Below are 20,083 nucleotides of genomic sequence, written 5' to 3'. Positions count from 1 at the left end.
GATCAGAACCCCTCGTTGGCGCGCGGCGCGTAGTCGGCGCCCAGCGCCTCCAGCTCGTCGGTGGTCAGCTCCACGTCCAGCGACGCGACCGCGTCGTCGAGGTGGTGGAGCTTCGTGGCTCCGACGATCGGAGCGGTGACCGCCTCCTGCTGCCGGACCCAGGCGAGCGCCACCTGCGCACGGGGCACGCCGCGCTGCTCGGCGATGCGTGCGACGGTCGCGACGGTCCGCCGGTCGGCCTCCTCCTGCTGGCGGTAGAGGGTGCCGCCGAAGACGTCGGTCTCGGTGCGCGCCGTGGTCTCGTCCCAGTCGCGGGTGAGCCGGCCCCGGGCGAGCGGCGACCACGGGATCACGCCGACTCCCTGGTCGACGCAGAAGGGGTGCAGCTCGCGCTCGTCCTCGCGCTGGATCAGGTTGTACTGGTCCTGCATCGAGACGAACCGCGTCCAGCCGCCCAGATCCGCGGTGTACTGCGCCTTCGCGAACTGCCACGCCCACATGCTCGAGGCGCCGATGTAGCGCGCCCTGCCCGAGCGGACGACGTCGTGGAGGGTCTCCATCGTCTCCTCGATCGGCGTCTCGGGGTCCCAGCGGTGGATCTGGTAGAGGTCGACGTAGTCCGTGCCGAGACGCCGGAGGCTGTCGTCGATAGCGCTGAGGATGTGCCGCCGCGAGAGGCCGCCGCCGTTGGGGCCGGGGCGCATCCGCCCGTGGACCTTCGTGGCGATCACGACCTCCTCGCGGACCGCGAAGTCCGCGAGCGCACGGCCGACGAACTCCTCGCTCGTGCCGTCGGAGTAGACGTCCGCCGTGTCGAACGTGGTGATGCCGAGCTCCAGCGCCCGCCGGAGGAAGGTCCGCGACTCCTCCTCGCCCATGCTCCAGCCGTGGGCCCCGCGGTCGGGAGCGCCGAAGCTCATGCAGCCGAGGACGATCGAGGAGATCTGCAGGCCGCTGGAGCCGAGTCGGGTGGAGTCCATGCGCGTCGCTTCCGTGTCGAGGAGGGGGTCCCTCCAGCGTCGCACCCGCGAGCGGCGGCGCGCCAGCCGTCCGGCTACACGGCCGGATCGCGACGAGTGGCGGCGACCACGCTCGGGAGGAACAGCGCGACGACGGCTAACACGGCCGGCGCCAGCAGCGCCCAGCCGATGTCGGGCACGGCGTACTGGCCCTGGAAGGCGCCGAGCGCCACGGCCATCATCACCAGCTGGATCGTCAGCGCCGACGCGCGCATCCAGCCGCGCCGTCGCACGGCGCCGAGCGTCGTCGCGGCGGCCCAGCACACGGCGATCAGCGCGAGGACGACGATGGCGATCCCTCCGCCGACCGTGTCGGCCCGGGTCGTCAGCAGCTCGAGCACGAGCCACGCCGCGACCCCGGCCACGGCGAGCGTCTCGAGGGCCAGGACCGCGATCAGCACCACCAGACCGAGCGGCCGGGAGGCGGTCGGGCGGGGTCCGCGGGACCCGTTCGCGTCAGCGGTCACAGGCACATCCCATCCAGGACTCTTGATTCGGGCTCATCCCCGTGACAGGCTAGTCCAGTTCGTTTCACCGCTCACAGGGTCGTGGGTTTCCGCCGATGTGAACATCCGATCCCGCCGTGCCGTCAGGCACGGGGGCGAGCCGGATGACCAGCACTGGAGCCGGGCGGCCGACGCAGTGCTCGCGCATCGCGTCGAGTGCACCGGCAAGAACCGAGCATTCTCCCGTCCACCACCCCGATCCACCCCGCGCTCCAGCACGGGGCCTCGTGGCGTGCGCCGGTGAGGGCGCGGAGGTCGAGTACTGGTCGGGATCGTCGGCGTGGATCGATCATCCCACCCGAACACTGCGTGGTTCCTCCACGCACGCCTTCACACAAGGAGCACCCGCATGGACTGGCGCGACAAGGCCGCTTGCCTCACCGCAGACCCCGAGCTTTTCTTCCCGGTCGGCAACACCGGCCCGGCCGTGGACCAGATCGAGAAGGCGAAGTCGGTGTGCGCACGCTGCACCGTCACCGAGGTCTGCCTCCAGTACGCCCTCGAGACCGGCCAGGACTCGGGAGTGTGGGGCGGCCTCAGCGAGGACGAGCGTCGCGCCCTGAAGCGCCGCGCCGCCCGCGCACGCCGCGCCTCCTAGGCGCACGAGCCGCTCGGCGGCACGAACGACCCCGACCCCCGTCGCCTCTCGGCAGCGGGGGTCGCGTCGTCTCCGGGCTCAGGAGCGGGCGCGCTCCAGCCATCGCAGCGGCACCTCGATGGTGACCTCGGTGCCGCGCCCGACCAGCGTGTGCCAGTCGATGGTGCCGCCGAGCTCGCCCTGTATGAGCGTGCGCACGATCTGCGTGCCCAGGCCCGATCCGACCTTGCCCTCCGGCAGCCCGACGCCCGTGTCGCGCACCTTCACCGTGAGCTCGTCATCGCTGCGCGAGGCGACGATCTCCACGTCGCCCTCCCGTCCGGCCAGGCCGTGCTCGACGGCGTTGGTGACCAGCTCGGTCAGGGCGAGGGCGAGCGGAGTCGCGTACTCGCTGGGCAGATTGCCGAAGCTCCCCGTCAGCTTCGGGTGCACCGTGGTGTTGTGGGTCGAGGCGACCTCGGCGATCAGCAGCAGCACCCGGTCGAAGACCGCGTCGAAGTCGACGTTCTGGTTCAGCCCCTCAGAGAGAGTGTCGTGCACGACCGCGATGGCGGCGACGCGGCGCATCGCCTGCGTGAGCGCCTCCCGGGCGAGGTCGGAGTGGGTGCGCCTGGCCTGGATCCGCAGCAGCGAGGCCACGGTCTGCAGGTTGTTCTTCACGCGGTGGTGGATCTCGCGGATCGTGGCGTCCTTGGTGATGAGCTCCCGCTCCTGGTGGCGCAGCTCCGTCACGTCGCGGCACAGGACGACGGCGCCGACCCGCTCGCCGCGGTCGCGGATCGGGATCGCGCGCAGCGACACCGTCACTCCGCGGGCCTCGATGTCGGTTCGCCACGGCGCCCGGCCGGTCACGACCAGCGGGAGCGACTCGTCGATGACGACCTTCCCCGCGATCAGCTTCGTCGTGACCTCGGCGAGCGACTCCCCCTCGAGCTCGTCGGCGAAGCCGATGCGGTTGAACGCCGAGAGGGCGTTGGGGCTCGCGAACGTGGTGACGCCGTCGACGTCCAGGCGGATCAGGCCGTCGGACGCGCGCGGCGCCCCGCGGCGAGGACCGGTCGGCGCGCCCAGATCGGGGAAGTCGCCCGAGGCGATCATCGAGAAGAGGTCGTTCGCGCAGTCGTTGAACGTCAGCTCCTGCCGGCTCGGCGTGCGCGTCTCGCTGAGGTTGGTGTGGCGCGTGACGACCGCGATGGGGCGGTCCGTCGTCCCGCCGTCGGAGGCCCCCAGGCGGCGCAGGACGGGCACCGCGCGCACGCGGGTGGGCGTCTCCTCGAACCAGTCCGGGGCGGAGGTGTCGACGATCCGCGCGGTCTCGAACGCCTCGACGACCTGGGCGCGCCACTCCGACTTGATCCTCTGCCCGACGAAGTCGCGGTAGAAGAGCGTCGCCGCGCTGCTGGGGCGCGCGTGGGCGACGGCGACGAAGCTGTCGTCGGCCGTGGGCACCCAGAGCACGATGTCGGCGAAGGCCAGGTCGGCGAGCAGCTGCAGGTCGCCGACGAGCAGGTGCAGCCATTCGACGTCCGCTTCGTCGGATCGGCCGTGGGAGAGGACGAGGTCACTGAGGGTCGACACCCGACAAGCCTAGGGCGCGGCCGGGCGGCGCACGCCGGGCTCGCTGTCCACAGCTCGGGACGGCCGACGATTATCCACAGTCTGCGCCTCTGCTTTCCATGAGCATCCCTCGACTGCTTCGATGAGGTCGTCCTCGCGTGCCGACCCAGCGCGCCCCGCCCGTCGAGCAGAGAGGTGACCCGGACCCGTGAACAGCTCGTCCTGCCCCAGGAGATCGCCGCATGAGCCTTCCCCTCCACGCCTTCGACTACCGCACCCTCCCCCTCGACCCCGAGGCGGCCGTGGAGCGGCTCACCCTCGCGGAGTTCTTCGCCCCGCAGCCTGCGACCCGCGCGGAGCTGCCCGAACCGGAGCCCCTGCTCGCCCGGCTCACGCACCTCGTGATCGAGATCCTCGAGGGCTCGCGCGAGATCGACCAGATCGCGCGGTGGCTGAGCGACGAGGTCTACCACCACCTGCAGAAGCGGGTCGTGCTCGCGGCCCGCGCCCGCAGCCTGCGGAAGCGGACGGCGCAGCGCGTCCCGTTCACGGTCGGACGGGTGATCGTCACGGAGCCGCGGGACGGTGTCGTCGAGGGAGTCGTGCTGGTGCATCACCGCGCACGGAGCCGGGCCGTCGCGATCCGGCTCGAAGGCACGGACGCGCGCTGGCGTGCCACCGCGATCAACGTGCTGTGAGGAGCGGGTCAGCGCTCCCGGGCGGCCGCACCGGCCGGGAGCACGATCTCCACTCCCCTGTCGCGCAGGGCCTCCTCGAGCTCCGGGGGTGGCGGGGCGTCGGTGACGAGATGATCCGCGCGACCGAGCTCCGCGACCTCCTCGGGGACGGCTTCACCGCCGCCGACTACGACCGCGTCGGCGGACTCCCTCCCCAGCCCGGCTCGCAAGCGGTGTGCGCAGCGGTGGATTCGGCGCTCGAGGCCAGCTGCGTCCCCGGGCTCGTCCTCGAGACGGACCGGCCGACGACGATCGGCCTCGGCGACACCTTCGCCGGCGGCTTCGTCTCGGCCCTCGCGCGCGGCGAGTCCTGACGGCGGGCGAGGCGGGCTCCGAGCCTCCGCAGGAACGCCGACGGCTCCGGACCCCGCCGCTGCGGGACCGGGGCCGAGGGCGTCGTCCGGGGAGGACTCAGCGGCGCTTGGACTGCGCGCGTCGCTCCTCGCGGTTGGCGGGGGCGTCCGAGCCGCCCGGCTTCTGGCCGAAGGCGCCGGTCGTCGGAGTCTCCTCCGCCTCGCCCTCGGGGAGCGCCTTGCGGGCCTCCTCGGCGCGGGCCTTCGCGGTGGCCGCCTGCTGCACCTGTCCGCGCTGGTCGCGGACCTCGACGCCGCCGGTGTCGCTCGGGGCCGAGTAGCTGAGCTTCTCGGCCGGAGCGACCGGCTGAGCGAGGCCCTTGGCCGCGACTCCGGCGACCTCGCCCTGCTTCTGGGTCACCTCGACCTCGAGGTTGAAGAGGAAGCCGACGGTCTCCTCGCGGATCTGCCCCATCATCTGCTGGAACAGGGCGAAGCCCTCGCGCTGGTACTCGACCAGCGGATCGCGCTGGGCCATCGCGCGCAGGCCGATACCGTCCTTGAGGTAGTCCATCTCGTAGAGGTGGTCGCGCCAGCGGCGGTCGATCACCGAGAGCACGACGCGGCGCTCGAGCTCGCGCATGGCGGGAGAGCCCAGCTGCTCCTCGCGGTGCTGGTAGGCGAGCTGCGCGTCCGAGAGGATCTCGCGGCGCATGAACTCCTTGTTGATGCGGCCGCGGCTGCCCGCCTCCTGCACCACCTCGTCGATGGTGAGGCTGATCGGGTACAGCGTCTTCAGCTCGGTCCAGAGGGCGTCGAAGTCCCAGTCGTCGCCGTTGCCGTCGCCGGTGTGCACCTCGAGGATCTCGTCGATCACGTCGACGAGGAACTTCTGGGTGCGCTCGTGCAGGTCGTCGCCCTCGAGGATGTGGCGGCGGTCCGAGTAGATCGCCTCGCGCTGGCGGTTGAGGACGTCGTCGTACTTGAGGACGTTCTTGCGGATCTCGGCGTTGCGGGCCTCGACCTGCGACTGGGCGCTGCGAATGGCGCGCGAGACGACCTTCGACTCGATGGCGATGTCGTCCGGGACGTTGCCCCGGCCCATGAGCGCCTCGGCGGCGCCGGAGTTGAACAGGCGCATGAGGTCGTCGGTGAGCGAGAGGTAGAAGCGGCTCTCCCCCGGGTCGCCCTGGCGGCCCGAGCGTCCGCGGAGCTGGTTGTCGATGCGGCGCGACTCGTGGCGCTCGGTGCCGAGCACGTAGAGGCCGCCGGCGGCCTGGACCTTCTCGGCCTCCTCGCCCACCTTCTCCTTGACGGCGGCGAAGACCTCGTCCCATGCGGCCTCGTACTCCTCCGGGGTCTCGGAGGGGTTCAGGCCCTTGGCCGTCATCTCGGAGACCGCGAGGAACTCGGCGTTGCCGCCGAGCATGATGTCGGTGCCTCGACCGGCCATGTTGGTCGCGACGGTGACGGCGCCGAGGCGGCCGGCCTGGGCGACGATGGCCGCCTCCCGCGCGTGGTTCTTGGCGTTCAGGACCTCGTGGCGCACGCCCTTCTTGGCGAGCAGGCGCGAGAGGTACTCGCTCTTCTCGACGCTGGTCGTGCCGACGAGGACCGGCTGCCCGGCCGCGTGGCGCTCCGCGATGTCCTCGACGACCTGGGCGAACTTGACCTGCTCGTTCTTGTAGACGAGGTCGGCGTTGTCGATCCGCTGCATCTTGCGGTTCGTCGGGATCGGGACGACGCCGAGCTTGTAGGTCGACATGAACTCGGCGGCCTCGGTCTCGGCCGTTCCGGTCATGCCGGAGAGCTTCGCGTAGAGGCGGAAGTAGTTCTGGAGCGTGACGGTGGCCAGGGTCTGGTTCTCGGCCTTGACCTGCACGCCCTCCTTCGCCTCGATGGCCTGGTGGATGCCCTCGTTGTAGCGGCGTCCGGCCAGGATGCGGCCGGTGTGCTCGTCGACGATCAGGACCTCGCCGTTCAGCACGACGTAGTCCTTGTCCTTCTTGAACAGCGCGCGCGCCTTGATGGCGTTGTTGAGGAACGAGATCAGCGGGGTGTTCGCCGACTCGTAGAGGTTGTCGATGCCGAGGTAGTCCTCGACCTTCTCGATGCCGGGCTCGAGGACGCCGACGGTGCGCTTCTTCTCGTCGACCTCGAAGTCCTCGCCCTCGTCGAGGCGCTTGGCGAGGTTGGCGAACTCCGCGAACCAGCGGTTCGCCTCGCCCGAGGCCGGTCCGGAGATGATCAGCGGGGTGCGGGCCTCGTCGATGAGGATCGAGTCGACCTCGTCGACGATGGCGTAGAAGTGGCCGCGCTGGACCATGTCCTGCGCCTGCCACGCCATGTTGTCGCGGAGGTAGTCGAAGCCGAACTCGTTGTTCGTGCCGTAGGTGATGTCGGCCGAGTACTGCTCGCGGCGCTGCTCCGGGGTCTGGCCCGAGAGGATCACTCCGGTCGTCATGCCGAGGGCGCGGAACACGCGCCCCATCAGCTCGGACTGGTACGACGCGAGGAAGTCGTTGACCGTGACGATGTGCACGCCGCGGCTGGCGATCGCGTTGAGGTAGGCCGGAAGGGTCGCGACGAGCGTCTTGCCCTCTCCGGTCTTCATCTCGGCGATGTTGCCCAGGTGCAGGGCGGCGCCGCCCATGAGCTGCACGTCGAAGTGGCGGAGGCCGAGCGTCCGGCGCGAGGCCTCGCGGACGGCGGCGAACGCCTCCGGCAGCAGGTCGTCGAGGGACTCGCCGTTCGAGTAGCGCTCGCGCAGCTCGACGGTCTCGTTCTTCAGCTCCTCGTCGCTGAGGTGCGTGAAGTCCTCTTCGAGGGCGTTGACGGCCTTCGCGTAGTTCTCGAGGCGGCGGATGACCCGCCCCTCCCCGACGCGAAGGACCTTTTCGAGGACAGAGGCCACGGGGTACTCCAAAAAAGTAGAAGACAGGAGTCGCGCGCCGGAGCGCGGACCGCGACCAGCCTAGCCGGGGCGGGCGGCGAGCGGTCGGGGCGACGCGTCCGCCCTGGGCGGACTCCCTGCCTGGGCCCGGGGTCGGATCTCAGCCGGCGGCCTGCTCGGCGAGCTCGTCGGCCTCGTCGCCGAGGCCGATGACGCCGTAGTCCCAGCCCTTGCGGCGGTAGACCACGCTCGGGCGGTTCGTGTCGGAGTCGATGAAGAGGTAGAAGTCGTGTCCGACCAGCTCCATGTAGTCGACGGCGTCGTCGACGGTCATCGAGACGGAGGCGAAGACCTTCTTGCGGATGACGACGGGGCAGTACGGCTCCTCGACCTCGTCCTCCACCGGCTCCGGCGCCTCCTGCACGGGGATGACGCCCGTGCTCAGCTGCTCCAGCACCGCCGCGTCGGCCGGCTGGATGGCGACGACGCTGAAGTCGTCGGCGGCCGCGTCGCGGAGCGAGGTCGGCCGATGCTGGCCCCGATGGACCTTCTTCCGGTCCTTGGCGCGTCTCACCCGTTCGAGCAGCCGGCCGATGGCGACGTCGAACGCCGCGTACTTGTCGGCTCCGCTCGCCTCGGCCCGGACCACGGGCCCCTTGCCGATCAGCGTCAGCTCCACGCGGTCGCCGCCGGCCGAGCCCTTGCCCTCGGCGTGCCTGCTCGCCTTGATCTCGAGTGCGAGAGCACGATCGGCGAGGTGCGCCACCTTGTCCGACTTCTCCGTCGCGTACGCGCGGAAGCGATCGGTGATGTCGATGTTGCGTCCTGTGATGTCGATGTCCATGACAACCTCCCAGTCGAGTACGGCGTGCCGCCTTTCTCCGGGGCGGACCGTTCACGCCGTGCCCCCACCGTAGACCCCGGCCACCGGATCGTCACCGGGAGTTCGTCCGGATTCTGCTGCTACGTTCCCTCCTCGTTGCGCGGTGCCGGCCAGGGCCGCCGCGGCCCGGACCGTCCCGCCGGCCGCACGCACGGCGCGCCGGAGCTCGAGCAGGGTCGCGCCGGAGGTGACCACGTCGTCGACGAGGACCACCGGCGGCCACGACGAGAGCGGACGGCGGGCGCGGAACGCCCCGTCGAGGTTGCCGCGCCGCTCGACGCGGCCGAGCCCGACCTGGTCGCGGACCATCCGCGACCGCCGGAGAGGACGCGCCGCCAGCCCTCCCGCCGCGGCGACCAGCTGCGCGACGGGATCGGCGCCCCGCCGCACGCGGCCGAGCCAGGAGCCGGGCGGGACGACCAGGATCGCGGGGCTGCCGGCGAGCGCCGCGCCGAGAGCGGGACGCAGCAGCGCGCCGAGCGGGGCGAGGCTGGCCGTGCGGCCCTCCTCCTTCAGCGCGACGACGAGGCGGCGCACCGTGCCCTCGTACGGGGCACCGGTGACGACGAGGAGCGGATCGTCCGGCGGCCCGACGACGCGGGTCAGCAGGCAGGCCGAGGCGGCCGCGTCGGCCGAGCAGTCCGGACAGGGCGCCCGGCTCGTCGGCTCTCCGCAGGCGGGGCACTCCAGCGGGAGGAGGACGGCGAGGGCGTCGAGCAGGTGATCGGAGAGCATGCCTCCACGTTCGCCGTCCGGGCCGCGGCGCGGGGGGTGGATCCGTCGGATCGGGACGATCCGCCTGCCCGACGCGCCTGGGGAGGAGCATCCGGAGCGCGCCGCCGTCGGAAGGGCTCGTCGCCGCCGACAGGACCGGTCAGGACCCCATGCCGGTCTGCGCCGCGAGCAGCCGGATGTCCGTCGCGGTCGTCTGCCAGGCCGAGCCCCGCTGCTGCCGGAGCTCCCCGCCCTCGGCGAGGATGCGGATCTGGGTCGAGGTGTTGCCCGCGGCGATCTGGACCGTGCCCGTCGTCGTGCCGAGCGCCGTGGCGCCTCCGCCGAGCAGGTTCATCGTGACGGCGTCCTCCCCCGTCGAGCCGCGCACGACCGACACCACGTCGAGCTCGTCCGTCCAGGCCGCGGCGACCGCGGTCCCCAGGGTCGAGCGGAGGACGACCGGCTCGCCGACCGCCACCGGGTCGCCGTCCCGTGAGCGGGTGATGCCGGCCACCAGCACCGTGGCCTGCTGCCCGTCCTGGGCGAGCGCCAGCATCCGGGTGCCGTCGCGCGACACGGCGATCGAGGCGAGCCACTCGACCTCGCTCCAGGCCGTCGCGACCTGCATCGAGCGCGAGCCGTCCGCGGAGTACGCCACCAGCTGCCCGGGCGAGGCCGACGGCACCGACCAGACGTACCCGAGCGGATCGATGGACGGCGCGACGAGGCCCGACCGCGCGTCGAGGAGGACGTCGGCACCGTCGGGCTCCACGAGGCTCACGCCCGCGGCGGTGAGCACGGCGGCCGACGCGTCCGAGTCGGCCCCGCGCTGCTCGCCGAGGACCGCGGCCCGCGGCTGCAGCGCCTCGATCCGATCCGAGATCCCGAGGCCGGCCAGCCCGGAGGAGCCGAGGAATCCGAAAGCGTCGTCGGTCAGCACGAGCGGCCGGGTGTCGACGCGGGGCGAGGTCGGCAGCCCGGTGACCTCGGAGGGGACGTCGATCGGGTTCTGCTCGACGGAGAGCGCGACTCCGGTGACGTTCGAGACGTTCGCGAGGCTCCGGTTCAGCTGCAGCGCCATCAGCCGCCACTGCGCCGGATCGGCCTCGAGAGCGGCCGGGTTCAGGTCCACCACGGCGCGCTGCGACTCGACCGGCACGGTCTCGGCCGCCAGCGTCGTGCCGGTCGGGAAGGCCGACACGACGGCGGCGGAGTCCCGCAGCCACGGCGTGGGGCCGCGCAGCAGCTCCGTGACGATCGTGGTGCTGGTGGAGCTGTCGGCGCGCGAGGCGAACCAGCGCAGGTCCGGCACGAGGTACTGGTATCCGGGGTCGAAGAAGTAGAGCGCGTGCGTCGAGAAGACCTGCTCGAAGGTGGTGCGGTCGATCACCACGCCGCTCGGCGGCGCGCTGATGCGCCACTCGCCGTTCTCCTGGACGAAGCCGTAGTCGAGGGTCAGGCCGGCCGTGGTGGCAACGTCGGTGTAGACGCCGGTCGCGTCGACCTCGGCGACGGGCGTGATCGTCAGCGAGAGCGTGGATCCCGACTGCGGCGAGGCGGAGCGCTGGCCCTCGTCGACCGTCACGTGCTCGCCCGGCGTCCAGTCGGCTCCGGTGGAGAGGAACTCGCGGGCGATCTTGTAGTTGTTCTGCGGGCTCGACGCGGCGTCGATGAAGCCGGTCAGGATGTCGCGCTGCGACGCACCGACGGCGGGTCCCGACGGGAGGAAGTCGTACTGGAGGTCCTGCGGCGCGGTGTCGGGCCGTCCGACTCCGACGTCGCCGTCCCGCGGGATGCCGGCGCACCCGGCCAGCCCGAACGCGAGCAGCGCGGCGGCCGCGACGGCGCGGAGGACGCCGCGCCTCACGGGAGCACCCCCGCGGCCCCGACCGGAGGAGCCTGCAGCGGCGGGAGGACGATCGGGCCGCTGTAGGCCTGCTCGCCCGCGTCGACCGGGGGCAGCGGGAGCGGCGAGGCCTCGATCCGCTCGCCGCGGTGCCGGGGCACGGTCAGGCGGAAGCAGGCGCCGCGATCGGGCACGGACCAGACCTGCAGCCAGCCGTGGTGCAGGGCGGTGTCCTCCTGCGCGATGGAGAGGCCGAGGCCGGTGCCGCCGAGCGTGCGGCGGCGGGACGGGTCGGCGCGCCAGAAGCGGTCGAAGACGCGCACCACCTCCTCGCTGCTCATGCCGTGCCCGTAGTCGCGCACCGCGAGGGCGACCGCGCTGGCGTTGCTGTCGACGGTGACGACGACCTCGCGGCCGTCGCCGTGCTCGATCGCGTTGCCCAGCAGGTTGCGGACGATCCGGCGGATGCGGCGCGGATCGAGGTCGGCGTCGAAGTAGCCGCCCGGGGCGGAGAGAGTGAGCCGGGAACCGTTCGCCTCCGCGATCCCGCGCATCGCCTCGATCTCGTCGCCGGCCAGCTTCACCAGGTTGACCGGCTCGAGCTCGAGCTCGGCCGATCCCGCGTCGTGGCGGGAGATCTCGAGCAGGTCGGCGAGGAGGCTCTCGAAGCGGTCGATCTGGCTGTGCAGCAGCTCGACCGTGCGCTCGGCGACCGGGGCGAAGTCCTCGCGCTGGTCGTACAGCACGTCCCCGGCCAGCTTCATCGTCGTCAGCGGCGTCCGGAGCTCGTGCGAGACGTCCGAGACGAAGCGCTGCTGGACCTGGCTGAGCGTCGCGAGCTCGCTGATCCGGTCCTGCAGGCTGTCGGCCATGCCGTTGAAGGACCGGGCGAGGGTCGCGATCACGTCCTGGCCCCGCTCGGGGATCCGCACGTCGAAGTCGCCGGCGGCGAGGCGCTGGCTCGTCTCGGCCGCGACCCGGACCGGGGCGACGACGATCCGCACGACGACCCAGCTGACCGCTCCGATCAGCAGGATGAGCAGGATCCCCGCCACGTTGAGCACCTGCTGCACGAACTGGAGCGTGCGCTCCGCGTCCGCGAGGGAGTAGCCGATGTACAGCTCGTAGCGCCCGGCCGAGCTCGGCAGCTCGAGGGTCGAGCCGACGAGGATGCCGGGCTGCTGCTGACCGGAGGCGTCGAGCGTCACCGACTGCCAGTACTGCCCGTCGGAGCCCGCCTGCACCCGCTCGCGCAGCGCGTCGCTGATCACGCCGTTCTGCAGCTCGCGGTTGTAGATGTCCTGAGGCGCCAGCGAGGACGCCTCCTGGTCGGGCGAGCGCACGACGGCGATCAGCGCGGAGGAGGAGGCGTCCCGGACGGCGGTGCGCACCGAGCTCATCACCTCCTCCATGTCCTGGCGGGTGGAGACGGTGGCGGCGTCGAGGTATCCCTGCGCGGCCCGGGTCGCGCGCGACGTGTCGCCCGTGACCTGCGTCAGCCGTGACTGGAACAGGTTGTCGCTGATGCTGTACGAGAGGTAGACGCCGGTCGAGCCGATGGCGATGCCGCTGAGCAGGACCGTGATCGCGACCGCGCGGAACTGCAGCGACGTGCGCCACACCCCGAGCACGCGGCGGGGCCACCGGCGCACGTCGGGAGCGGCGAGGCGGGGCACGGTCAGCCCGGGAGGACGGCGCCGGCGCGGTAGCCGACGCCGCGCACGGTCATCACGATGCGGGGGTCGTCCGGGTCCTTCTCGACCTTGGCGCGCAGGCGCTGGACGTGCACGTTCACGAGGCGGGTGTCGGCCTTGTAGTGGTAGCCCCAGACCTGCTCGAGCAGCATCTCGCGGGTGAAGACCTGCTGGGGCTTGGAGGCGAGGGCGAGGAGGAGGTCGAACTCGAGCGGGGTCAGGCCGATGCGCGTCTCGCCGCGGCGGACCTCGTGGCCGGCGACGTCGAGGCTCAGGTCCCCGACCTGCAGCACCGCGTTCGCGGCGGCGGTGGCGGGACGCAGGCGCGTCCTGATCCGCGCGACGAGCTCCTTGGGGTCGAACGGCTTGACCATGTAGTCGTCGGCGCCGGACTCGAGGCCCTGCACGACGTCGGAGGTGTCGGACTTGGCCGTCAGCATGATGACGGGGACTCCGGACTCGGCGCGGATCGCGCGGCACACCTCGATCCCGTCGATCCCGGGCAGCATCAGGTCGAGCAGGACCAGGTCCGGCCGGGCCCGCCGGAAGGCCTCGAGGGCGCCGGAGCCGTCCGCGCAGAAGGAGACGTCGTACCCGTCGGCGCGCAGGACGATGCCGATCATCTCGGCCAGGGCGGCGTCGTCGTCGACCACCAGAATGCGCGCGCTCATCGGTCTGCTCTTCCTCGTCTCGGGTCGCGCCCGCCCACGGCGCGCACGGTGACCCGACCCAGGCTAACCGACGCACCTCTCCGCGGGCGGGGAGCGGGCTCTGCGGGCGAAGGGGGTCCGCTCGGGGGAGGACCCCGCCCGCACGCCTGTGACAGCATGGAGGGAATGACCGACGCAGCTCAGTGGCCCCCGCCCGCAGGGCGTCCGGACGACGCGGCCGTCCCGGCGCAGGACGGCGACCGGCGCAGGCCGCTGCCCGCTCCCGTCGCCCCGGCCTGGTCGCCTGCGCCGCCGAGCGCAGGCCCCGTACCACCCGGTCCCGCCGGGGGCTCCTGGTCGCCCGCCGGCGCCGGCCCCTGGTCGCCCGGACGCCCAGCGCCCGGCTGGACTCCCCCGCCCAAGCCCGGTCTCGTGCCGCTGCGCCCGCTCGGCTTCGGCACCCTGCTCGGCGCCCCGTTCCAGGTCCTCCGCCGCAGCCCCCGCACGACCCTGGGCGTCGCCCTGCTGGTGCAGGGCCTCGGGTCGGTGCTCGCCCTGGCGGTCTACGGCCTGATCGCGGTGCTCGCCGTCGGGCGCATCGCGCAGGCGGAGTCCGCCGACCGCGACGCCGTCGGCGCGGGCTCCCTCGCGGTCGTGGTCCTGGCCGCCCTCATCCCCCTCGCCGTCTCGCTCGCCAGCGGCGCCCTCGTGCAGGGCGTGGTCGTGCTCGAGGTCACCCGCGGCGTCCTCGGCGAGCGGGCGACCTTCCGACAGCTGCTCGCCCGACTGCGGGGCCGCTTCTGGGCGCTGATCGGCTGGACGGTCCTGCAGGGCGTCGGCTACCTCCTCCTGGTGCTCCTCGCCGTGGCGCTCGCCGTGCCGCTGTTCGTCATCGGAGCGATGGACGGGACGTCGAGCGCGATCGTCGGCGGGATCCTGGTACTCGTCGGCTCCGGCCTGGTCGCCCTCGCGCTGGGGGTCTGGCTGTCGACGAAGCTCGCCCTGGTTCCGAGCCTGATCGTCGTCGAGCGGCTGCCGCTGCGCAGTGCGGTGGCGCGCTCCTGGCGGCTGGTGGCGGGCGGCTTCTGGCGCACCTTCGGCGCGCTCGCGCTGATGACCGTGATCATCCAGGTCGCCGGCCAGATCGTGGCCACGCCGTTCAGCCTGCTCATCCCGATCGCCGGCGCCCTGATCGCCCCGACCGACCCGGACGCGCAGCTCGTCACCTCGCTCGTGGTGACGATCGCCTCCGTCGCCGTGGGCTTCGTGATCGGCGCCGTCGGCACCGTGCTCCAGTCGGCCGTGACGGGCCTCGTCTACCTCGACCGACGGATGCGCCGCGAGGGCTTCGACCTGGTGCTGATGCGGCACGTCGAGGAGCGCGCGGCGGGCCGCCCCTCCCCCGATCCCTTCCCCGTGCCGGAGCGCCCGTGATCCTCGCCGCGGCCCCTCTCGAGCCCGACGCGGAGCAGGCGCGCCGACTCCTCCTCGAGGAGCTCGCCGACCCGCGCTACCGGGCGGCCGAGCCGACCCTCTTCGACCGGGTGGTGCAGGCGGTGCGCGACTGGTTCGCCTCCCTCACGCTGCAGGGCGACGGCCCGCCGGTGCCGATCGCCGCCGTGATCGGCGTGCTGGTGCTGGTGGCGCTCGTGGTCGCCGCGCTCGTCATCGCGGGACGGCCCCGCGCCGGTCGCCGCAGCACCGTCACGGGAGCGGTGCTCGCCGACGACGACACCCGCTCGGCCGCGACCCTCCGCTCGCTCGCCGAGGCCGCGGCCGCCCGCGGGGACTGGGACGAGGCGCTCGTCGAGCGCTTCCGCGCCCTGGTGCGCTCCCTCGACGAGCGGACCGTCCTGCGGGTCTCGCCCGGCACGACCGCGCTCGGCCTGGCGTCGCGCGCCTCTGCGACCTTCCCCTCCTCCGCCGCCGCGCTGCGCCGCACGGCCGACGACTTCGACCGCGTGCGCTACCTCGGGCAGCCCTGCGGCCCGGCCGAGTACGAGCGGGTCGCGGCTCTGGACCGCGAGCTCGCCGCGGCCTCGCCGGTCCTGGACGCCCTGGCGGCGCCCCGGTGAGCGCCGACACGGTCTCCAGCCCGACCCTCGGCGCGCTGCTGCGCCGCGGACGGGTGTGGGTGCTCCTGCTCGTGATCGTCGCGGTCGGCACTCTGCTGCTCACCGTCGCGACCGGGACCCGGGTGGCCGCCCCGGACCTCGACGTCGACAGCGCGACCCCGGACGGCGCCCGCGCGCTCGCCCAGGTGCTGCGCGATCAGGGCGTCGAGGTCGTCCGCGCCGACGACCTGGACTCCGCTCTCGCCGCCTCCTCCCCCGACGCGACACTGCTCGTCGACGACCCGGACGTGGCCCTCGACGAGGCCCAGTACCGCCGGCTCGCCCGCGCCTCGGCCTCGCTCGTCCTGGTGACCCCGGGAGGAGCCGCGCTCGACGCCCTGCTGCCGGACGTCCGCTTCGCCGGCTCCCCGGCCGGCGACGGCCCCTTCCGCGCCGAGTGCCCGCTCCCGGCGGCCGAGCGCGCCGGGACGCTCCCCGCCGGTGGGAGCACGTACCGGATCCTCGACGACGGCGACGCGGTCGGCTGCTTCCCCTCGGGCGACGACGGCTTCCTGCTCGTGAGCACCGTGTTCCCGCAGGGCGCCGAGGTCACCGCGATCGGCGACGCCGACCTCCTCCGCAACGGCACCATCGGCCAGGACGGCCGCGCCGCTCTCGCGCTCGGACTGCTCGGCGGTGAGGACCGGCTGGTCTGGTACCGCGCCGGAGCCGCCGACTCGGCGAGCACCACCCCTGCACCCGCCGACCTCGCCCCCGGCTGGGTGACACCGGCTCTCCTGCTGCTGGTGGCCGTGTTCGTCGCCTCCGCCGTCTGGCGCGGCCGCCGGCTCGGCCCGCTCGCGGTCGAGCCGCTGCCGGTCGTCGTGCATGCGAGCGAGACGGCCCGCGGCCGCGCGCGGCTCTACGCGCGCGGAGCCCTGCGGCCCCGCGCCCTCGACGCACTGCGCATCGGCACCCTCCGGCGGACGGCCGCGCTCCTGGGACTCGCTCCGGCGACCGGGGTCGACGAGATCGTCGCCGTCGCCGCCGAGCGCCTCGGCCGCGATCAGGCCGCGCTGCGCCGTCTGCTCGTCGACGACCTGCCGGGCGACGACGCCGCCCTCGTCGCCGCCTCCGACGAGCTCCTCCGCTTCGAGAGCGCGCTCCGCGCCGCCCTCTCCCCGACGACCGCCCGACGACCGGAAGGCCCCTCCCGATGAGCGACACCACCCCCTCCGCCCGCGACGGAGCGCCGGTCTCCGACGACGACCTGCGCGCCGAGCTCGACCGGGTCCGCTCCGAGGTCGGCCGCGCGGTCGTCGGCCAGGACGGCGCCGTCTCCGGGCTCCTGATCGCCCTCCTCGCGGGCGGCCACGTCCTGCTCGAGGGCGTCCCCGGAGTCGCGAAGACGCTGCTCGTGCGCGCCCTGTCCGTCTCACTCGGCCTCGACACCCGCCGGGTGCAGTTCACGCCGGACCTGATGCCCGGCGACATCACCGGCTCCCTCGTCTACGACGCCTCCACCTCCGGCTTCGCCTTCCGCGAGGGCCCGGTCTTCACGAACCTCCTGCTGGCGGACGAGATCAACCGCACGCCGCCGAAGACCCAGGCCGCGCTCCTCGAGGCGATGGAGGAGCGCCAGGTCAGCGTCGACGGGCGCACCCTGCCTCTGCCGGACCCGTTCCTCGTCGCCGCCACCCAGAACCCGGTGGAGTACGAGGGGACCTACGTGCTCCCGGAGGCCCAGCTGGACCGGTTCCTGCTCAAGCTCGTGCTCGACATCCCGCCGCGCGACGTCGAGGTGGAGGTGCTCTCGCGCCACGCCGCCGGCTTCGACCCGCGCGACCTCGACGCCGCGGGCGTGCAACCCGTGCTCGACGCCGCCCGTCTGCGCGCCGCCCAGGCCTCGGCCCGGCGAGTCGGAGCCGGTCCCGACGTCCTCGGCTACATCGTCGACCTCGCCCGCGCCACCCGCGAGAGCCCGAGCGTCAAGCTCGGCACCAGCCCCCGCGGCTCGACCGCCCTGCTCGCGGCGTCCCGCGCCTGGGCCTGGCTCAACGGCTACGGCTCGATCACCCCCGACCACGTGCAGGCGATGGTCCTGCCCGTGCTGCGCCACCGCATCCAGCTGGAGCCGGAGGCGGAGCTCGAGGGCGTCCGCACCGAGGCCGTCCTGGGCGGGATCCTGCAGCAGGTCCGCGTCCCGGTCTGAGCCGTGCACCTCACCGGACGCAGCGTCCTCGTCCTCCTCGTCGGCCTGGTGCCGGTCGTCCTCCTGGGCGGCCGCCCCGAGGTCGCCTTCGCCGTGCTCGGCCTCTGGCTCCTGGCCTGGGCGGTCCTCGTCGGGATCGACGTCGCGGTCGCGGGCTCGCCCCGGGCCGTGGTGCTCGAGCGGCGGGTGCCGGACCGGGTGCGGCTCGGCGAGAGGGCCGAGGCGACCCTCCTGGTCACGAGCACCGGCCGCAGGAGGATCACGGGGGTCCTCCGCGACGCCTGGGAGCCCTCGGCCGGCGCCCTCGAGACCCGGTCGCCCCTGCGTCTGCCGCCGGGCGAGCGCCGCGCGGTGACCACGGTCCTGGAGCCGATCCGCCGCGGCGAGCGCCGGGCACTCCACGTCACCATCCGCTCCCGCGGGCCGCTCGGGATGGCCGGCCGCCAGGCGACGCGGGCCGCGCCGGCCGTCGTCCGGGTGCTGCCCGCCTTCCGCTCCCGCCGCCACCTGCCCTCGCGCCTGGCGCGGCTGCGTGAGCTGGAGGGGCGGACCAGCGTGATGATCCGCGGCCAGGGGACCGAGTTCGACAGCCTGCGCGAGTACGTCCGCGGCGACGACGTCCGCTCGCTCGACTGGCGGGCGACCGCGCGGCGCCGGGAGCCGGTCGTCCGCACCTGGCGCCCGGAGCGCGACCGGCGCGTGATCGTCGTGCTCGACACGGGCCGCACGTCCGCCGCACGGATCGAGGACGAGCCGCGCCTGGACACGGCGATCGAGGCGTCGCTCCTCCTGGCGGCCCTCGCGGCCTCGGCCGGCGACCGGGTCGACGTGCTCGCGTTCGACCGCACCCGGCGAGCCCGCGTGCACGGCGCCACCGGCACGGAGGTGCTGACCCGCGTCGTGGACGCCCTCGCCCCCGTGCAGCCCCAGCTCATCGAGACCGACTGGGCGGCGGTCCCCGCGCAGGTGCGCACCCTGGCCTCCCAGCGCTCGCTGGTGGTGCTCCTCACCGCGCTCGACTCGGTCGGCTCGGCGGAGGGGCTCCTCGCGGTGCTCCCGCAGCTCACCCGCGTGCACACGGTCGTGGTCGCCTGCGCGCTCGACCCCGAGCTGCAGCGGATGGCGGAGGACCGGAGCGACCGGGCCGCGGTCTACTCCGCCGCCGCCGCGGAGCGCTCGCTCGCGGACGTCGACCGGCTCTCGGCCGCCGTCCGCCGTCTCGGCGGGGACGTCGTGCTCGGCAGCCCCTCCGCTCTCCCGCCGGCGCTCGCGGACCGCTACCTCGCCCTCAAGGCGGCCGGACGGCTCTGACCTGCGAGAGGGGCCGTCGTCGGTCCCGGGAGCGCTGATCGACGGCCCCGCTCCGACGGCCGCGCTCGTCCGGCTCGGCTCAGCCGGCCGCGATGCTCCGCGACCCGGCCTCGAACCGGTCGAGGTCGCCCGTCTCCCCCGCCCGCACCGCGCGCCCGCCGACGACGATCATGTAGAAGAGGAACGCGCCGAGGGCGAGCGCCCCGATCCCGATCTTGAGCCACCAGGGCCAGGGTGCCGGAGTGACGAACCCCTCGATCACGCCCGAGACGAGCAGCACGAAGACCAGGCCGATCGCCACCGTGAACAGGCTCCGCGCGTCCTCGGCGAGCGCCTGGCCGCGGGTGCGCGCGCCGGGAGCGATCCAGGCCCAGAAGATCCGCAGGCCCGCGGCCGCGGCGACGAACACGGCCGTCAGCTCGAGCTGTCCGTGCGGCGCGATGTACAGGAAGAACGTGTCGCCCTCCCCCACATGGAACATCACCGCGATCGACGTGCCGAGGTTCTGCGCGTTCTGCAGCAGGATGTACGGCACGTAGACGCCGACGATCCCGAAGGCCACGCACTGCGCCGCGATCCAGGCGTTGTTGGTCCAGACCTGCCCGGCGAACGAGGCGGCGGGGTTCTCGGAGTAGTAGTCGATGAAGTCGCCTCGGGCGAAGCGCCGCAGCTCCTCGTCGTCGCCCAGCGCGGCGAGCAGGCGCGGGTCGCCGAGGATCCAGAGCGCGTAGAGCGTCGCCACCACCGCGGTCGCGAGGGCGACGGCGAGCGTCAGCCAGCGCAGCCGGTGCAGAGCGGCCGGGAGCGAGAGGACGACGAAGCGGGAGACCGCGGCGAGCGGCTCGTCTCGCGTGCCGGTCAGGCGTCCCCGAGCCCGCGAGAGCGAGACGGCGAGCCGAGTGCCGACGGCTGTCGATCCGGCGGTGGAGGAGATCGTGGCGAGGTCCGCGGATGCCGCCTGGTAGCGCTCGATCAGCTCATCCGCCTCGGCTCCGGTCAGGCGGCGCCTGCGCGAGAGCTCGTCGAGGCGGGTCCACTGCGCAGCGCGGGCGGCCGAGAGAGCGTCGATGTCCATCTCCTGACAGGATAGCCAGGCACGCCGCCGAGGCCGAGCAT

At 73.4% G+C, this 20,083-nt stretch carries 18 protein-coding genes; 8 read left to right on the top strand and 10 right to left on the bottom strand.

The window, feature by feature from the left end:
- Positions 1-2: 2 nt before the first annotated feature.
- Positions 3-980: an aldo/keto reductase gene (locus tag C5C71_RS00330; RefSeq protein WP_104266807.1), complete on the bottom strand. Its 978-nt coding sequence runs from the start codon at positions 978-980 to the stop codon at positions 3-5.
- Positions 981-1,054: 74 nt separating this feature from the next.
- A complete protein-coding gene (locus C5C71_RS00325; RefSeq protein ID WP_104266808.1) occupies positions 1,055-1,486 on the bottom strand; it encodes a hypothetical protein in 432 nt (143 codons plus the stop codon).
- A 388-nt stretch (positions 1,487-1,874) separates the two neighbouring features.
- Between C5C71_RS00325 and C5C71_RS00320 the strand changes: the two genes are divergently transcribed.
- Positions 1,875-2,123: a WhiB family transcriptional regulator gene (locus tag C5C71_RS00320; RefSeq protein WP_055788231.1), complete on the top strand. Its 249-nt coding sequence runs from the start codon at positions 1,875-1,877 to the stop codon at positions 2,121-2,123.
- Positions 2,124-2,201: 78 nt separating this feature from the next.
- Here C5C71_RS00320 and C5C71_RS00315 read toward each other — a convergent pair whose 3' ends face one another.
- Positions 2,202-3,701, bottom strand: a complete 1,500-nt coding sequence (locus tag C5C71_RS00315) for a sensor histidine kinase (RefSeq protein WP_104224128.1) — start codon at positions 3,699-3,701, stop codon at positions 2,202-2,204.
- Positions 3,702-3,922: 221 nt separating this feature from the next.
- Between C5C71_RS00315 and C5C71_RS00310 the strand changes: the two genes are divergently transcribed.
- Entirely contained in the window at positions 3,923-4,378 is a 456-nt protein-coding gene (locus C5C71_RS00310; RefSeq protein ID WP_219812255.1) for an Rv3235 family protein, read from the top strand.
- 110 nt (positions 4,379-4,488) lie between these two features.
- Positions 4,489-4,731: a carbohydrate kinase family protein gene (locus C5C71_RS00305; RefSeq protein ID WP_146084380.1), complete on the top strand. Its 243-nt coding sequence runs from the start codon at positions 4,489-4,491 to the stop codon at positions 4,729-4,731.
- Between the two features lie 97 nt (positions 4,732-4,828).
- Here the strand turns inward: C5C71_RS00305 and secA are convergent, their stop codons facing one another.
- The 6 genes from secA to mtrA all read right to left on the bottom strand — a co-directional run bounded on the left by secA (position 4,829) and on the right by mtrA (position 13,411).
- A complete protein-coding gene (gene secA / locus C5C71_RS00300) occupies positions 4,829-7,624 on the bottom strand; it encodes a preprotein translocase subunit SecA (RefSeq protein WP_104268421.1) in 2,796 nt (931 codons plus the stop codon).
- A 139-nt stretch (positions 7,625-7,763) separates the two neighbouring features.
- The gene (gene hpf / locus C5C71_RS00295) at positions 7,764-8,447 is read right to left on the bottom strand and encodes a ribosome hibernation-promoting factor, HPF/YfiA family (protein WP_104224131.1); all 684 of its coding nucleotides are present in this window, start codon (positions 8,445-8,447) and stop codon (positions 7,764-7,766) included.
- Between the two features lie 51 nt (positions 8,448-8,498).
- Positions 8,499-9,221 (bottom strand): ComF family protein, encoded by a 723-nt coding sequence (locus tag C5C71_RS00290; RefSeq protein WP_104336905.1) that lies wholly within the window; start codon positions 9,219-9,221, stop codon positions 8,499-8,501.
- A gap of 139 nt (positions 9,222-9,360) precedes the next feature.
- Positions 9,361-11,067, bottom strand: a complete 1,707-nt coding sequence (locus C5C71_RS17420) for an LpqB family beta-propeller domain-containing protein (RefSeq protein WP_181065611.1) — start codon at positions 11,065-11,067, stop codon at positions 9,361-9,363.
- Positions 11,064-12,722 (bottom strand): MtrAB system histidine kinase MtrB, encoded by a 1,659-nt coding sequence (gene mtrB / locus C5C71_RS00280; RefSeq protein ID WP_244229464.1) that lies wholly within the window; start codon positions 12,720-12,722, stop codon positions 11,064-11,066. Before mtrB ends, C5C71_RS17420 begins: the two co-directional genes overlap by 4 nt.
- A gap of 2 nt (positions 12,723-12,724) precedes the next feature.
- Positions 12,725-13,411 (bottom strand): MtrAB system response regulator MtrA, encoded by a 687-nt coding sequence (mtrA, locus tag C5C71_RS00275; protein ID WP_104224133.1) that lies wholly within the window; start codon positions 13,409-13,411, stop codon positions 12,725-12,727.
- Positions 13,412-13,576: 165 nt separating this feature from the next.
- Here mtrA and C5C71_RS00270 point away from each other — a divergent pair, with 165 nt between their 5' ends.
- Genes C5C71_RS00270 through C5C71_RS00250 form a run of 5 tightly spaced genes read left to right on the top strand, consistent with a single transcriptional unit; the run spans position 13,577 to position 18,967 of the window.
- Positions 13,577-14,824, top strand: coding sequence for a hypothetical protein (locus C5C71_RS00270; protein ID WP_146084379.1), 1,248 nt, complete (start codon positions 13,577-13,579; stop codon positions 14,822-14,824).
- The gene (locus C5C71_RS00265; RefSeq protein ID WP_104336903.1) at positions 14,821-15,465 is read left to right on the top strand and encodes a DUF4129 domain-containing protein; all 645 of its coding nucleotides are present in this window, start codon (positions 14,821-14,823) and stop codon (positions 15,463-15,465) included. The genes C5C71_RS00270 and C5C71_RS00265 overlap by 4 nt, the downstream gene beginning before the upstream one ends.
- Entirely contained in the window at positions 15,462-16,664 is a 1,203-nt protein-coding gene (locus C5C71_RS00260) for a DUF4350 domain-containing protein (protein WP_104336902.1), read from the top strand. Before C5C71_RS00265 ends, C5C71_RS00260 begins: the two co-directional genes overlap by 4 nt.
- Positions 16,661-17,656, top strand: coding sequence for a MoxR family ATPase (locus C5C71_RS00255; RefSeq protein ID WP_104336901.1), 996 nt, complete (start codon positions 16,661-16,663; stop codon positions 17,654-17,656). The genes C5C71_RS00260 and C5C71_RS00255 overlap by 4 nt, the downstream gene beginning before the upstream one ends.
- A 3-nt stretch (positions 17,657-17,659) precedes the next feature.
- A complete protein-coding gene (locus tag C5C71_RS00250) occupies positions 17,660-18,967 on the top strand; it encodes a DUF58 domain-containing protein (protein WP_104246665.1) in 1,308 nt (435 codons plus the stop codon).
- 79 nt (positions 18,968-19,046) lie between these two features.
- Here C5C71_RS00250 and C5C71_RS00245 read toward each other — a convergent pair whose 3' ends face one another.
- Positions 19,047-20,042 carry a stage II sporulation protein M gene (locus C5C71_RS00245; protein ID WP_104232803.1) on the bottom strand — a complete coding sequence of 332 codons (996 nt, stop codon included), beginning with the start codon at positions 20,040-20,042 and terminating at the stop codon, positions 19,047-19,049.
- Positions 20,043-20,083 lie beyond the last annotated feature (41 nt).

The sequence above is a fragment of the Rathayibacter sp. AY1C1 genome (assembly GCF_002932105.1).
In the GTDB taxonomy this organism is placed as follows: Bacteria; Actinomycetota; Actinomycetes; order Actinomycetales; family Microbacteriaceae; genus Rathayibacter.
The sequence above is the reverse complement of the archived record's forward strand: the minus strand, read 5'-3'. Positions and strand labels throughout refer to the sequence as shown.

Excerpts from the sequence above, each read along its gene's own strand:
- C5C71_RS00255 (WP_104336901.1), top strand. The coding sequence starts at position 16,661 with ATGAGCGACACCACCCCCTCCGCCCGCGACGGAGCGCCGGTCTCCGAC.
- C5C71_RS00270 (WP_146084379.1), top strand. The coding sequence starts at position 13,577 with ATGACCGACGCAGCTCAGTGGCCCCCGCCCGCAGGGCGTCCGGACGAC.
- C5C71_RS00245 (WP_104232803.1), bottom strand. The coding sequence starts at position 20,042 with ATGGACATCGACGCTCTCTCGGCCGCCCGCGCTGCGCAGTGGACCCGC.
- C5C71_RS00290 (WP_104336905.1), bottom strand. The coding sequence starts at position 9,221 with ATGCTCTCCGATCACCTGCTCGACGCCCTCGCCGTCCTCCTCCCGCTG.
- C5C71_RS00320 (WP_055788231.1), top strand. The coding sequence starts at position 1,875 with ATGGACTGGCGCGACAAGGCCGCTTGCCTCACCGCAGACCCCGAGCTT.
- C5C71_RS00330 (WP_104266807.1), bottom strand. The coding sequence starts at position 980 with ATGGACTCCACCCGACTCGGCTCCAGCGGCCTGCAGATCTCCTCGATC.
- mtrA (WP_104224133.1), bottom strand. The coding sequence starts at position 13,411 with ATGAGCGCGCGCATTCTGGTGGTCGACGACGACGCCGCCCTGGCCGAG.
- C5C71_RS00305 (WP_146084380.1), top strand. The coding sequence starts at position 4,489 with ATGATCCGCGCGACCGAGCTCCGCGACCTCCTCGGGGACGGCTTCACC.
- hpf (WP_104224131.1), bottom strand. The coding sequence starts at position 8,447 with ATGGACATCGACATCACAGGACGCAACATCGACATCACCGATCGCTTC.
- C5C71_RS00310 (WP_219812255.1), top strand. The coding sequence starts at position 3,923 with ATGAGCCTTCCCCTCCACGCCTTCGACTACCGCACCCTCCCCCTCGAC.